The organism is Salinispora mooreana (assembly GCF_000379065.1).
GTDB lineage: Bacteria > Actinomycetota > Actinomycetes > Mycobacteriales > Micromonosporaceae > Micromonospora > Micromonospora mooreana.
This window is the reverse complement of the sequence record NZ_KB900614.1, coordinates 1,975,149-1,988,668: the sequence shown is the minus strand read 5'-3', so window position 1 is coordinate 1,988,668 and position 13,520 is coordinate 1,975,149. Positions and strand designations below refer to the sequence as shown.

The 13,520-nt window shown below is 68.8% G+C and carries 11 protein-coding genes and 3 pseudogenes; 11 read left to right on the top strand and 3 right to left on the bottom strand.

Annotated elements, in window-relative coordinates; genetic code table 11:
* The first annotated feature begins 3 nt into the window (after nt 1-3).
* The 6 genes and pseudogenes from SALPAC6_RS0109535 to SALPAC6_RS30960 form a co-directional block, all read left to right on the top strand.
* Nucleotides 4-1,047, top strand: a complete 1,044-nt coding sequence (locus SALPAC6_RS0109535; protein ID WP_018253191.1) for an aminotransferase class V-fold PLP-dependent enzyme — start codon at nt 4-6, stop codon at nt 1,045-1,047.
* Nucleotides 1,048-1,449: 402 nt separating this feature from the next.
* Nucleotides 1,450-2,277 (top strand): alpha/beta fold hydrolase, encoded by an 828-nt coding sequence (locus SALPAC6_RS0109530; RefSeq protein ID WP_223874280.1) that lies wholly within the window; start codon nt 1,450-1,452, stop codon nt 2,275-2,277.
* Between the two features lie 289 nt (nt 2,278-2,566).
* Nucleotides 2,567-2,818 (top strand): annotated as a pseudogene (locus SALPAC6_RS25680) (hypothetical protein); the annotation flags it as partial.
* Between the two features lie 50 nt (nt 2,819-2,868).
* Nucleotides 2,869-4,148: pseudogene (gene istA / locus SALPAC6_RS25675) on the top strand (IS21 family transposase).
* Nucleotides 4,149-4,943: an IS21-like element helper ATPase IstB gene (gene istB / locus SALPAC6_RS0109510; RefSeq protein ID WP_018252763.1), complete on the top strand. Its 795-nt coding sequence runs from the start codon at nt 4,149-4,151 to the stop codon at nt 4,941-4,943.
* Nucleotides 4,944-5,123: 180 nt separating this feature from the next.
* A pseudogene (locus SALPAC6_RS30960) lies at nt 5,124-5,345 on the top strand (hypothetical protein); the annotation flags it as partial.
* 190 nt (nt 5,346-5,535) lie between these two features.
* Here SALPAC6_RS30960 and SALPAC6_RS26890 read toward each other — a convergent pair.
* Nucleotides 5,536-6,162, bottom strand: a complete 627-nt coding sequence (locus SALPAC6_RS26890; RefSeq protein WP_162561535.1) for a hypothetical protein — start codon at nt 6,160-6,162, stop codon at nt 5,536-5,538.
* Complete coding sequence (locus SALPAC6_RS29370; protein WP_162561536.1) at nt 6,159-6,587, bottom strand: hypothetical protein; 429 nt, start codon at nt 6,585-6,587, stop codon at nt 6,159-6,161. The genes SALPAC6_RS26890 and SALPAC6_RS29370 overlap by 4 nt, the downstream gene beginning before the upstream one ends.
* 178 nt (nt 6,588-6,765) lie before the next feature.
* On the opposite strand from SALPAC6_RS29370, the gene SALPAC6_RS0109495 reads away from it, so the two are divergent.
* From SALPAC6_RS0109495 to SALPAC6_RS0109475, 5 genes are read left to right on the top strand one after another with little or no spacing between them, the layout of a single operon-like run.
* On the top strand, nt 6,766-7,527 hold the full coding sequence (locus SALPAC6_RS0109495) for an ABC transporter ATP-binding protein (protein WP_018253185.1): 762 nt from the start codon (nt 6,766-6,768) through the stop codon (nt 7,525-7,527).
* Nucleotides 7,514-8,206 (top strand): ABC transporter ATP-binding protein, encoded by a 693-nt coding sequence (locus tag SALPAC6_RS0109490; protein WP_018253184.1) that lies wholly within the window; start codon nt 7,514-7,516, stop codon nt 8,204-8,206. Before SALPAC6_RS0109495 ends, SALPAC6_RS0109490 begins: the two co-directional genes overlap by 14 nt.
* A gap of 40 nt (nt 8,207-8,246) precedes the next feature.
* Entirely contained in the window at nt 8,247-9,506 is a 1,260-nt protein-coding gene (locus SALPAC6_RS0109485; protein WP_026189480.1) for an ABC transporter substrate-binding protein, read from the top strand.
* Nucleotides 9,503-10,384, top strand: a complete 882-nt coding sequence (locus tag SALPAC6_RS0109480) for a branched-chain amino acid ABC transporter permease (protein ID WP_018253182.1) — start codon at nt 9,503-9,505, stop codon at nt 10,382-10,384. Before SALPAC6_RS0109485 ends, SALPAC6_RS0109480 begins: the two co-directional genes overlap by 4 nt.
* Nucleotides 10,381-11,394 carry a branched-chain amino acid ABC transporter permease gene (locus SALPAC6_RS0109475; protein ID WP_018253181.1) on the top strand — a complete coding sequence of 338 codons (1,014 nt, stop codon included), beginning with the start codon at nt 10,381-10,383 and terminating at the stop codon, nt 11,392-11,394. Before SALPAC6_RS0109480 ends, SALPAC6_RS0109475 begins: the two co-directional genes overlap by 4 nt.
* 39 nt (nt 11,395-11,433) lie before the next feature.
* Here SALPAC6_RS0109475 and SALPAC6_RS0109470 read toward each other — a convergent pair whose 3' ends face one another.
* The gene (locus SALPAC6_RS0109470) at nt 11,434-13,368 is read right to left on the bottom strand and encodes a helix-turn-helix domain-containing protein (RefSeq protein WP_018253180.1); all 1,935 of its coding nucleotides are present in this window, start codon (nt 13,366-13,368) and stop codon (nt 11,434-11,436) included.
* Nucleotides 13,369-13,520: the final 152 nt, after the last annotated feature.

The following is a 13,520-nucleotide window of genomic DNA, read 5'->3' as shown; positions in this document are numbered from 1 at the left end:
ACCATGGAGATCAAACAGGCACAGCAGCTATGGCAGCCCCATGAGGGTTGGCTGAACACCGCCAGCTACGGGCTGCCGCCCGACCCGTCGTGGGCGGCGTTGCAGGAGGCGCTCGCCGGCTGGCGCACGGGGACCATGGGGGCGACGTGGGCGGGCTGGGACGAGGCGACGACGCGTACTCGGGCCGCGTTCGCGCGCCTGGTCGGGGTCCCCGAGCGGGATGTCACGATCGGCAGTGCGGCGTCGCAGCTGTTCGCGCCGGTGGCCGCGGCGCTGCCGGCGGGGGCGACCGTGGTGGTCCCCGAGGTCGAGTTCACCTCCAACCTCTTTCCCTGGCTGGCCCAGGAACAGCGGGGCGTTCGGGTGCGGACCGTTCCGCTGGCGGGTCTCGTGGACGCGATCGACGCCGACACCGACCTGGTCGCGTTCAGTCTGGTGCAGTCCTCCGACGGGGCGGTGGCCCGGTACGCGGACATCGTCGCCGCGGCCCGGGCCCACGACGCCCTGGTGGCGGTTGACGCCACCCAGGCCTGCGGTTGGCTGCCGTTCGACGCCGCGCTCGCGGACGTGGTCGTCGTCGCCGCGTACAAGTGGCTGCTGTCCCCACGGGGGACGGCCCTGGCGTACTACGCGCCCGCGCTGCGGGACCGGATGCGCCCCGACGCCGCCTGCTGGTACGCCGGAGCCGACCCGCACGACTCCTACTACGGTCCGCCGTTGCGCCTCGCCGACAGCGCCCGCCGCTTCGACATCTCCCCGGCCTGGTTCAGCTACATCGGTGCGGCTCCCGCCCTGGAACTGTTGCTGAAGGTGGGGGTGCCGGCGATCCAGGCGCACAATGTGGCGCTGGCCAACCGATTCCGCGCCGGCCTGGGGCTGCCACCCGGCGACAGCGCGATCACCACCGCCGAGGTGCCGGAGGCGCAGTCACGGCTGGAGCGCGCCGGCATACGGGCGGCGGTACGCGCCGGCAGGGTCCGGGTCTCGTTCCACCTCTACTCCAGTGAGGACGACGTTGACCGGGCGCTTGACGCGCTGACCGGCTGACCGCCCCGACGCGTCCGCGCAGGGGCCGTACGCGTCGCCTTCGCCTGCGACAGCACAATGGAGCGGGACTATATAAATTGCGGGTCTGCCCGATGTCCGGGGCCGGATCCACGGCTACCATAGGGCAGCGACGACTCACGAGCCGTATGAGCGGTTCCCGACCAGGGAAGTGATGTGTCCATGCATATGCGAGCATTACGTGCTGTTGCAGGCCTCGTGTCGTACCGACCTCGTGGTCGCGCACGACGAGCCGTTGCCTCCGCCGCGGTCACCGCAGGGCTTCTGGTCAGCATGGGGGCGAGCGCTACCGCTGCGGTGTCAGCCGCCGAGGCGGAACCGGCCGTGACGACAGTCAGCGGCGGTGCTGACCGGCAGGGTGATGTCCCTGTGGAAGGTGGCACGGTGCGGTACACCATGACGGGTTCTGGTTCGCCGCTGGTGCTGCTGCACGGCTGGCCCCAGACCTCGTGGTCGTGGCAGCCGGTGATCCCCGCCCTGGCCGGGCAGCACACGGTGATTACCCTGGATCTGCCAGGGCTCGGCGGCTCTGACCCCACAACGGCCGGATACGACAAGGCCACCACGGCACGCCTTGTCCGTCAGGCGGTCAACAATCTTGGCTATACCCAGGTGGCGCTGCTCGGGCACGACCTTGGGGCGATGGTGGCCTTCAACTATGCGCGTGACTATCCCACGGAGGTCACCCGCATCGGTGTCGTGGAGGGCCCGCTCCCGGGCTTCGGACTGGAAGACCTGTACGGCATCAGCTGGCACTTCCTGTTCAACGCCTCGCCGGCACCGATCCCCGAGACCATCATGGACGACGATGAAGTCTCCACCTATTTGGGCATGCTCTTCGAGAAGGCCCAGCACCCTGAGCTGATTGCACAGGATGTCTACTTCGGGGCCTACGAGAACCCGGACAAGCGTTCGGCCGGCTACGAGTACTATCGGGCATTCGTCACCGACGCCGCCGACTATCAGGAGCACGCCGAGTCGAAGCGGCTCGAGATACCGGTGATGGCGATGGGCGCCGAGCATGTCTTCGGGTCGCTCGTAGCCGAATCCTTCCAGCAGGTCGCCGACGATGTGCGGACGGTGCTCGCCCCTGACTCCGGACACTGGATCCCCGAGGAGAACCCCGACTTCTTCGGCGACTGCGCCCTGCTGTTCTTCGGCCCGTCCACCGGTACCCCGGCAAGCCCGGAGTTCGCCGGCTGTGCGCCGTGACGATCGTCTGCACTGTACGGCACCCTGTTTCAGGGTGACACTTCGCTGGCTGACGGCTACCACCAGCCCCTCGACCGTCACTGGTCGAGTGACGGACCTTTCCGTCCCAACGTCGAGTCCTGCCCCGTGGCCCGGATAGCACCAGGTGTCGTCGGGTAGCTGGTCGAAGAGGCTGCCCGACGGCGTCGATGAGCGAGTCGAAGCGCTGCGGCCCGCGGGCGGTGTTACCCGGTGCCCGCGGATCGCTGCGGCCAGGTCGGCCGGGCTGGCCTGGCGGGCGTCGAGGTCGCTGAGGCCAGGGTGGGTGGGTGGTCAACAGTGGCCCTGCGCCGAAGCCCGCCTGCTGTTGAAGGCCGAGTACGAGGGACCAATCGCGTCACTCGCTGGCTACCTCGCCGGGCACATGTACGAGGCGATGCATGACCTCTACTGCTGCAACCCCCACGACGGGCCAAGTCCACGTGCACTGTTCGAGCGCTTCATCGCCTGGAGCCCGTTCCGGCGATCCGCTGCAGTGGTGGAGGTGTCGACGACGCGCTGAGACTGACCCTCTAGCGGCGGATTGGGACTGACCCCTCCGAGGCTGGAGGGGTGATCGCATTGGAAGACTGGGCTGAGGTCCGTCGGTTGCATCGGGCTGAGGGTGTTCCGATCAAGGAGATTGCGCGTCGGTTGGGTTTGGCGCGTAACACGGTCCGTTCGGCGCTTCGGGCCGAGGCGCCGCCGTCGCGTGAGCGCGGCCCTCGCGGTTCGTGTGTGGATGGGGTCGAGCCGCAGGTCCGGGCGTTGCTCGCGGAGTTCCCGCGGATGCCGGCGACGGTGATCGCTGAGCGGATCGGGTGGACGAAGTCGCTGACGATCCTCAAGGACCGGGTTCGGGAGCTGCGTCCGTTGTTCGTTCCCCGGACCCGACCGACCGAGTGGAGTACGACCCGGGTGAGGTCGCCCAGTGTGATCTGTGGTTCCCACCTCAGCCGATCCCGGTTGGTGGCGGGGCTGAGCGGATCCTGCCGGTGCTCGCGATGACCTGCGGGTACTCGCGGGTCACGGACGCGGTCATGATTCCCAGTCGCAAGGCCGGAGACATCCTGGCGGGGATGTGGGAGATCGTGGCCGGGTGGGGTGCCTGTCCACGGACCTTGGTCTGGGATCGGGAGGCCGCGATCGGTGGCACCGGGAAGCTCACGACGGAGGCGGCGGCGTTCGCCGGGACGATCGGGGTGCGTATTCGCCTGGCCCCGCCCAGGGATCCGGAGTTCAAGGGGTTGGTCGAGCGGCGCAACGGGTTCTTCGAGACCTCGTTCCTGCCTGGGCGTGTGTTCACCTCGCCGTTCGACTTCAACGTCCAGATCAGCGACTGGCTCGTGCAACGCGCGAACACGCGCGTCCTGCGCGCGATCGGCTTGACGACGCCCACGGCTAGGTGGGCGGCGGACCGGGCCGCGATGGTGGCTCTGCCGCCGGTGGCGCCGGCGATCGGGCTCACGCATCGGGTGCGGCTGGGGCGGGACTACTACGTGCGTATCGACGGCAACGACTACTCCGTGGACCCTCGGTGCATCGGCAGGTTCATCGACGTGCTCGCCACCCCCGCCCGGATGGTCGCCTCGTGCGCCGGGCAGGTCGTGGCTGATCACGACCGTGACTGGGGCCATGCCCGCACGATCACCGATCCCGAACATCAGGCCACCGCCCGGCTGCTGCGCCAGGACTTGGCTGCCCGCCGGCGGCAGGCCTCGACTCGTTCGCACGCTGATGGACACGTCGTGGCGATCCGTGCCCTGCCGGACTACGACGCCCTGTTCGGCGTGGACTTCGACCCCCGCCCCGACGTCGAGGCGGTCCAGAAAAGCGCAGCTGAGGGGAAGTAGATGACCACGATAACGAAGACCAGACCGGCGCCGGACGGGCTGGGATCCAAGCTCGCCTACCTCACCAGAGTCCTCAAGACGCCCACGATCGGGCGGACCTGGGAGACCTTGGCCGACCAGGCCAGACAGGCGAACTGGTCGCACGAGGAGTACCTCGCCGCCGTGTTGGAACGGCAAGTCGCCGACCGCGAGTCCGCCGGCACGACGATGCGGATCCGCACCGCGCACTTCCCGGCGATCAAGACCCTGGAAGACTTCAACCTCGACCACCTGCCGAGCCTCCGCAAGGACGTGCTCGCGCACCTGGCCACGGCGACGTTCATCCCGAAGGCGGAGAACGTGATCCTGCTCGGCCCGCCCGGCCTGGGCAAGACCCACCTGGCCATCGGGCTCGGGATCAAGGCCACCCAGTCCGGCTACTCGGTCCTGTTCGACACCGCGACGAACTGGATCGACCGCCTCGCCCGCGCCCACCACCGCGGCGCCCTGGAAGCCGAGCTGAAGAAGATCCGCCGCTACAAGCTCATCATCGTCGACGAAGTCGGCTACATCCCCTTCGACACCGACGCAGCGAACCTGTTCTTCCAACTCGTCGCATCTCGCTACGAGGCCGGCTCCATCCTCGTCACCTCGAACCTGCCGTTCGGGCGGTGGGGCGAGGTCTTCGGCGACGAAGTCGTCGCCGCCGCGATGATCGACCGCCTCGTGCACCACGCCGAGGTCCTCACCCTCGCAGGCGAGTCCTACCGCACCAGAGCCCGCCGAGAACTCCTCGCGAAGGACCGCAACAAGTAGCACGAAACGACCTCCGGGGGGTCAATCCCAAAACGTCGATAGGGGGTCAGTTCCAATCCGCCGTTGACAGGAGGTGTCGTAGCAAGCTTTGTGCTCGGACCAGGTGGGCGCCAGTCGGATGCGCCCCGACGCCGCCTGCTGGTTCGCCGGAACTGATCCACTGACATCTCTGTACGGTCCGCCGAGGTGCCGGAAGCACAGTCGTCGCTGGAGCCGGCAGGCCTGCGGGTGGCGGTACGCACCGGCCGGATCCGGGTCTCGTTCCACATCTACCACACCAGGGACGACGTCGACCGGGTGCTCGACACGCCGACCGGCCCGGATTCATTGGCTGTGGCGAGTGGTTGGATGGCCCGAGATGCAGGCCAAGCGGAGTCTAATTTCCGGAGCTGGCCGCGCTAGTGCGCGGCCAGCTCTTCACTTAGGGAAAGGATGACGCATCACTGGCAGGGCTTTGCTGTCACTCACAACGGCGCTCCGACCCTGAGTCTCGCCAACCACGCACGACGCCCTATTGTTCGAGTCAGGCCGTCGGAGATGTTAGTGGTCTTGATGTTTGTCGTTGTATTATTTGGAGGCTGCGACCGGCATGTTAGCCGAGGCTGATTCCTGCGACTCCGCCACTGCTGACCTGCACCCAGGCGCCGTTCAAAGCACCTTCCTTGACGCTGACGGATCCGTCGGTACCTCGGATCCCAATACGGTTGCCGGCGAGGGCCAGTTGGCTTACGCCGCCGCTGCTCACTTGGCTCCACGGTCCGTCGTGGGCGCCTTCCTTAACTACAACCGAGCCGTCGCTATAGAGTACGCCGATCCGATTCTCGGTGACTGCGATCGACGCTGCGTCACTGCCTGCGGAAAGCACCTGATGCCACTGACTGTTGAGCGCGCCTTCTTTGAAGTAGACCGACCCGTCGGTCTTGGTCATCGCCACCCGGTCACCGGAGACCGCCACCTGCCGCACTCCAGCGCTGCTGACCTGTACCCAGGCGCTGCCTAGGGCGCCTTCCTTGACCGAGGCGGAGCCATCGTCGCCAAGAATTCCAATCCGCTCACCGTCCTCGGGTACCGGGCTGGCCGTCCACCAGGTGGTCTGCTTTGTGGCTCCGGCCCAGCTTTGGCTGAAGTGAATGTGATCGGTGTGTGGGTTTGACCCGGTGTATGAGCGCCAGCCCTCGTCTGCGCGTTCCGCCGACCAGATATGCCGGTTCCAGATCATGTACATAATTCCGAGGCGCCGGGCGATGGCGTGTTGCCGTGCCGGTCGGTAGCCAGCATCCAGTTGAGGATACTGTCAGCTATAGCTCTGTCGTTGCTGTTGTTGCTGTCGAGCATGTAGTCAAGTGCCCGACCTTCCTTATGCTCGCTGGTGTCGCCGACGCTGCATTCACGTCCTATGTAGCCGGTGTGATTCCCGTAGGCCTCGTTGAATATGGCCCGCAGCGCCACGGTTCCCGGCTTGCTCGACGGGTCACACGTGTTCTGCGGATCGTGAGCGGCGTAACCATCGATGTTTGCGCCAAAATTGGGGGTCTCCGGAGGGTCGATAGCCGAGCTTTGAATTTTGAAATGGGGATCGGGGTCGCCGCTTGTTGCGTACCTACTTTCACCCCCCTCGACTGCCCGGATCTCGTGCGCAATCATGGCTGCACCATCCAGTTCGTTCCGGGGCGTCGTCCGGCCACGCATCCGAGTGCTGGAATGTGGTGTCCGGCAACATAGCCTCTCCTCGATCTACGGCCGTAGGTTTCCTGCATACCCGACGGACCTGTGACCGCAGTCACCACTTTCGTCCGTCGCCAGGCCGGGGAGAGGGGTGGCGATGGCCGGGCAAGGCCTCCTGTCGGCCCACGGGCTGACCCGCGACTTCCGGGGCTTCCGTGCGGTCGACGGCGTCGACCTGGCGGTCGCCGAGGGCAGTGTGCATGCGCTCGTCGGCCCGAACGGTGCGGGCAAGACAACCCTGTTCAACCTGCTCACCGGCTTTCTGCCGCCCACCGGCGGCCGGATCGAGCTGGCGGGACGGGACATCACCGGCCTGCCGGCGGAGCAGGTCGCCCGCCGGGGCATCGCCCGCTCCTTCCAGATCACCAGCCTCTTTCCGCAGCTGTCCACCCGGGAACATGTCGAATTGGCGTTGCAGAGTCCGAGCGGGCTGGGCTGGCGGTTCTGGCGGTCGGTGAAGCTGATGCGGCGCTACGCCGATCGGGCCGACGAGCTGCTGGAGATGGTCGGCCTGGCCGAGCTGGCGGCGGTTCCCGCCGAGGCGCTCGCGTACGGCCGCAAGCGCGCCCTGGAGTTGGCGATCGCCCTCGCCCTGGACCCGATGGTGCTACTGCTGGACGAGCCGACCGCGGGCATGGGGCTGGAGGACGTCGACCGCACCGTCGAGCTGATCGCCCAGGTTCGGCAGGGCCGCACCGTGGTGCTGGTCGAGCACAACATGAGCGTCGTCGGGCGGCTCGCCGACACCGTCACCGTCCTTCAGGCCGGCCGGGTCCTCGTCGAAGGCCCGTACGAGCAGGTCCGCGCCGACGAACGGGTGATCACCGCCTATCTGGGAGCCGCCGATGCTGCGCATTGAGAACCTCTCCGCCTGGTACGGCGAGGCGCAGGTGCTGCGGGACGCCGATCTCCACGTGGACCCCGGCGAGGTGGTCACCCTGGTGGGGCGCAACGGTGCCGGTAAGTCGACCCTGCTGCGCTGCGTCATGGGCCTGCACCCCGGCTGGCGGGGCACCATCAAGCTGGGCGGGACAGCGCTGGGCAACCTGTCGGCGGACCGGCGGGCCCGGCTGGGACTCGGCTGGGTCCCCGACGACCGGGGTAGCTACGCCACCCTGACCGTGACCGAGAATCTGACCCTGCCACCCACCGTGGGGCCGGACCCATGGTCGCTGGAGCGGGTGTACGAGGCGTTCCCCGCTCTCCACCAGCGGCGAAAGTCGGCGGCCACGACGCTCTCCGGGGGCGAGCAACAGATGTTGGCGCTGGCCCGGGTCCTGCGGATGGGCGCCCGCATGCTGCTCTGCGACGAACCGACCGAAGGGCTGGCGCCGCTGCTCGTGCAGCAGGTCGGCGACCTGCTGCGGGAAGCCAAGCGGCACGGGGTGACGGTGCTGCTGGTGGAGCAGAACCTGCGCTTCGCCACCAGCGTCGCCGACCGGCACTACCTGCTGGCCGAGGGGCGCGTCACGGCGGCGATGGAGAACTCCGAGGTGCGGTCGCGGGAACGTGAACTGCTGTCTTACCTCGGCATCTGAGTAGCTCAGGACCGATCCCGCGCGGTGCGCGGACGAAGGGATGGTCATGCGTAGGACGGTGGGTGTGGTTGCGGCGGCAACGGCCACGGCGCTCGTGGTTGCCGGCTGCGGTGGTGGGGGTCCCCGATCCGATGGGGACGAGAAGGTGACCGGTGGTGCGATCGTGCTGGGTGTCCTCAACGACCAGTCCGGTGCCTACTCTGAGCTGTCGGGCCGTAACTCGGTCACGGCCGTGGAACTGGCGATCGCCGACTTCCGGGCGAAGTACGGCGACCGGGCGGTCACCATGGACATCGGTGTGCGCAGCGCTGACCACCAGAACAAGCCGGACCTGGCGAACAGCAAGGCCCAGGAGATGTACGACCGGCAGGGGGTCGACCTGATCCTGGACGTGCCCACCTCGTCGGCGGCGCTGCGGGTCGCCGACGTGGCGAAGGAGAAGCGCAAGCTCTACTTCAACATCAGCGCGGCGACCACCGACCTGACCGGCAAGAACTGCAACAAATACACCTTCCACTACGCGTACGACACGTACATGCTGGCCAACGGCACGGGCCGGACCACCACCGAGCAGGTCGGCCGGAACTGGTACATCCTCTACCCGAACTACGCCTTCGGCCAGGACATGGAGAAAAGCTTCTCCGCGGCCATCGCCGACGCCGACGGGCGGGTGGTCGGCAAGGACGGGGCGCCGTTCCCGAACACCAGCGGTGACTACTCCAGCTACCTGCTCAAGGCGGCGACGCTGGACCCGAAGCCGGACCTCCTCGGCACCATGCAGGCCGGGGCGGAACTCGTCAACGTGGTGAAGCAGTACAACGAGTTCGAGCTGCGCGACAAGGGCGTGGGTCTGGCCGTCGGCCTGATGTTCATCACCGACATTCACTCGCTCACCCCGGCGGCGCTGGCCGGCACCACCTACACCGACGCCTGGTACTGGAACTTCGACCAGCAGAACCGGGAGTTCGCCGACCGGTTCCAGCAGGAGACGGGCGCCCGGCCGTCGTTCGCGCACGCGGCGAACTACTCCGCCGCCACCCAGTACCTGGAGGCGGTACAGGCGGCCGGCACCGACGACGCCGACACGATCGTCGCAGAGCTGGAGGGCAAGGAGGTCAACGACGTCTTCCTGCGCAACGGCAAGATTCGGGCGGAGGACCACCGGGTGATCCATGACGCCTACCTGGCCCAGGTGAAGCCGCAGTCCGAGGTCACCGAGGCGTGGGACTACGTACGGATCCTCGACACCATCCCGGCCGAGGAGGCGTTCCGAGCCCCGTCCCCGGACTGCACGCTGTGACCGCCTTTCTCCAGAGCACCTTCAACGGGCTGGTCAGCGGGGCGTTCTACGCCCTGCTCGCGCTCGGCCTCGCGGTCATTTTCGGGATGCTGCGGGTGGTGAACTTCGCCCACGGCGCCTTCTACATGCTCGGTGCCTTCGGCGCGTACGTGCTGCTGGCCGAGGCGGGAGTGCCGTTCTGGCTCGCCCTGGTGGTCGTGCCGCTGGCCCTGGCGCTGCTCGGCATGGCGCTCGAGCGGGCGTTCATCCACCGGCTCACCCGGCTCGACCCGCTCTACAACTTCCTGCTCACCTTCGGCCTCACGCTGATCCTGCAGGACCTGGTGAAGCTCCGGTACGGGGTGCAGTCCAGCCCGTACGAGGCGCCGGCCGGGCTCCGCGGCTCGGTCGACCTCGGGCTCTTCGACTTCCCGACGTACCGGGTGTTCATTCTCGGTTTCGCGGTGGCGGTCTGTGTCGGGGTGTGGTGGGCGCTGGCCCGTACCCGGGTCGGCATGGTCGCTCGCGCCGCGACGGAGCGGCCGGAGCTGACCCGGGCGCTCGGCATCAATGTCGGGCGTTGGATCACCCCGGTCTTCGGCTTCGGTACCGCGTTGGCCGGGCTGGCCGGGGTGCTCGCCGCACCGATGCGTGCGGTCAACCCACTGATGGGAGCGGACCTGATCATCGTGGTGTTCGCGGTGGTGGTGATCGGTGGACTGGGGTCGATCTTCGGCTCGGTTGCCGCCGGCTTCGGGATCGGGATGGCGCAGGCGTGGGCCGAGGCCTACCTCTCCGCCTTCCCGATCGTGGCCCAGACGATCGTCTTCATCGTGATGGCCGCCGTGCTGTTCTGGCGCCCGGCCGGACTCTTCGGCCGGGCGGAGGCGCCAGCATGACGAGCACCGTGGAGAGCAGGTCCGAGCCGGCCGGGCGGGGGACGCCAAGTGGGCTGGCCGCGGCTGCCCGGGCCCCCGGGTGGGCTCGGTACGCGCTGCTCGTCACCGGCCTGGCGGTGGCGCTCTGGCTGCCGAACGGCCTGTACCCGGCGGTGGCGGTGGACATCCTCTGCTGGGCGCTCTTCGCCGTCGCGGTGGACCTGTTGCTCGGCTTCACCGGCTTGTTGTCCTTCGGGCACGCGGCCTTCTGGGGCGTGTCGGCGTACGCAACCGGTCTGGTGGCGATCCACCTGGGCCTGCCGTTTCCGGCCGCGGTGCTGGCCGGGGCGTTTGCCGCGGCGGTGCTCGCGGTGCCGATCGGCTACCTGGCGGTACGGCGAACCGGAATCTACTTCGCCATGGTCACCCTGGCCTTCGCGCAGCTGGTCTACCACGTCGCCAACGAGTGGCGGTCGGTGACCCAGGGCGAGAACGGCCTGCAGGGGGTGCCGCGGGAGTTGTTCGGGCTGGACCTGACCGACGACTACTACTTCTACTACGCGATTCTGCCGATCGTGCTGCTCGGTCTGGCCGGCGCGTGGCGGATTGTCCACTCGCCGTTCGGTCGGGTGCTGGTGGGGATCCGGGACAACCCGGCCCGCGCCCGCGCGCTCGGCTACCCGGTGCACCGGTACAAGCTCACCGTGTTTGTGCTCTCCGGCTTCCTCGCCGGCCTCGGCGGCGGGCTCTTCGCCGTCAGCCATCGTTTCGTCTCGCTGGAGGTGCTGCACTGGACCACCTCCGGCAAGGCGGTGATCGTGGTGGTCCTCGGCGGCATCGGCACTCTCTGGGGTGGCGTGCTCGGCGCCGGCATCCTGGTCCGCCTGGAGGACTGGCTGTCGTTCTCCGGCTTCGAGGCGATCGGGCTGGTCACCGGCGGCATCTTCGTCGCGGTGGTGCTGTTGTTCCGGCGGGGCATCTGGGGCACCGCGTCCGCGTTGGCCCGACGCCGATGGGGGCGCCGGGACTGACTCCCGGCCGCGGGGGCGCACAGCCTCAACCGGGCCGGCTCAGCCGGGGCGGGCTCCGCTGGGAGGGTGGCGAAGGCGGTGGAGCCGGAGTGCGAGCTGCACCTCAAGCACGCGCTCCGGCTGCTGCCAGTCAACGCCGAGGAGATGGCCGACCCGCTCCAGCCGCTGGGTGACCGTGTTGACGTGCACGTGGAGCTGCTCCGCGGCGCGGGTCAGGCTGTTCCCCACCCCGAAGTACGCCTCCAGGGTCCGCACCAGGGCGGTGCCCCGGCGGGCATCGTAGTCGATCACTGGCCCGACGGTGGCTGCCAGGAATCGGGAGACATCATGGTCGCCGCCGATGTCAACCGCGCCCAGCAGCAGGCCGACGAAGCCCAACTCGTCCGCACTGGCGCCCTGCCCGGCCCGGCCAAGCGCACCGAGTGCGGTCAGGCAACGCTCCGCCTCGCGGAAGGCCGCCGCCAGCGCGGTTGGACCGGCGGCGGGACCGGCGCCACCAGCGGTCACCCGTCGACCGGTCAGCCGGGACAGGTCCCGCGCCACCGCGCGGGCGGCGGTGCCCGCGTCCGAGCCGGGCAGCATCAGCACCACCTTCCCGTCCCGGGCCGCGGCCAGCCCACCCCGGGTGCAGGCGTAGGTGGTGGCCCAGGAGAGGGTCCGTTGCCGGGCCGGGTCCGCCGCGGCGATCGCGCCGTCGTGCACGCAGACCAGCACCTGCGCGGTGTCCACGTCCACGTCGAGTCGACGGGCCCGTTCGCGGAGCGCGTCGGTGTCCCGCGGCGGGTCGGCGATCAGGTCGTCGAGGAGTTCGCCCCGGACCCGCCCCTCCGCCTCGGCGACCGTCCGCCGAAACAACAGCAGCAGCGCGGTGACCAGGGCGGCCCGCTCCAGGATCTGTTGGTCGGCGTCGACCAGGTCGTCGTCTGGGCGAAGCACCAACGTCCCCAGGTTCTCGGTGCCGGCGACCACGGCGGCGTACCAGAGTGGGCCGCGACGCACACTGCGCCCGGCGGCTCGGGAGGCGGCCACCGCGGCCACGATCTCCGCCCGCCTTGGTTCGTCGATCTCGCCGACCCGGGCCAGGAGCCGGCCCTCGGCGTCCAGGGCCAGTAGCGCCCCGCCCAGGACCTCCGGTACGGCGGCGGCGACCTCCTCCACTCCGCCGCCCCGGAGCACCAGCGCGGTCATCCGGTCATGTGCCGCCGCCGCGCGCTCCACCGAGGCGCTGTGTGCCCCGATGGTGGTGTTGGCCGCCGACAACTCCGCCAACGTGGAGCGGGTCTCGGTGAGTAGCCGAGCGGTGTCGATCGCGACAGCGGCGTGCGCGGCCAGCGACGCCAGGAGGGCCACCTCCTCCCGGGCGAACGGGCGCGCCGAGCGGTTGGCCGCGTAGAGTACGCCGATCGAGATCGAGCCCAGTCGAAGTGGCACGCCGAGGATCGCCACCAGGCCCTCCTCACCGACGCCAGCGTCGATCTCGCGGGTGTGGTGGAACCGGTCGTCCGCCGGATAGTTCGCGGTGACGTAGGGGGCACCGGACTGGGCGACCAGGCCACCGAGGCCGGCGCCCATCGGTAGCCGCAGCCGTTGGAACCGGGCCGACACCGAGCCGTCGGTGACCCGCATGTAGGTGTCGCCGCGCGTGTCGTCGTTGAGCGTCATGTACGCGACGTCGGCGTCAAGCAGGGTCCGGGCCCGGCGCGCGATCGCCCGCAGTACGTCGTCCAGGTTGCGGAGCCCGGCCAGGTCGCTGACGGTGTCGTACAGCCCGGAGAGCTCACGTTCCCGGCGCCGCCGTCGTTCCAGCAGCGCCCGCACCCGCAACGCGACCGGCTTGGCCCGTTCCAGCTCGGCCAGCCGCTCTGGGGATGCTCCGGCGGCGCGCGCGGCCGCCAGTGGGCCCTCGAACTCCACCGCCGCGGCTTCGCGGGCGAGTAGTTCCAGGAACTCCACCGGCGAGGACATGACGGCCATTGTGCGCCGGCACCCTAGTGTCCCGCGCCAGGAATTCGTTGAAGATATGAGGTGAGCCGGTCGAGGATCTCGTCGGCGGTCTTGGTCCAGATGAACGGTTTGGGGTCGTCGTTCCATACTGCGGTCCAGGCGCGTAGGTCGTTCTCCAGAGC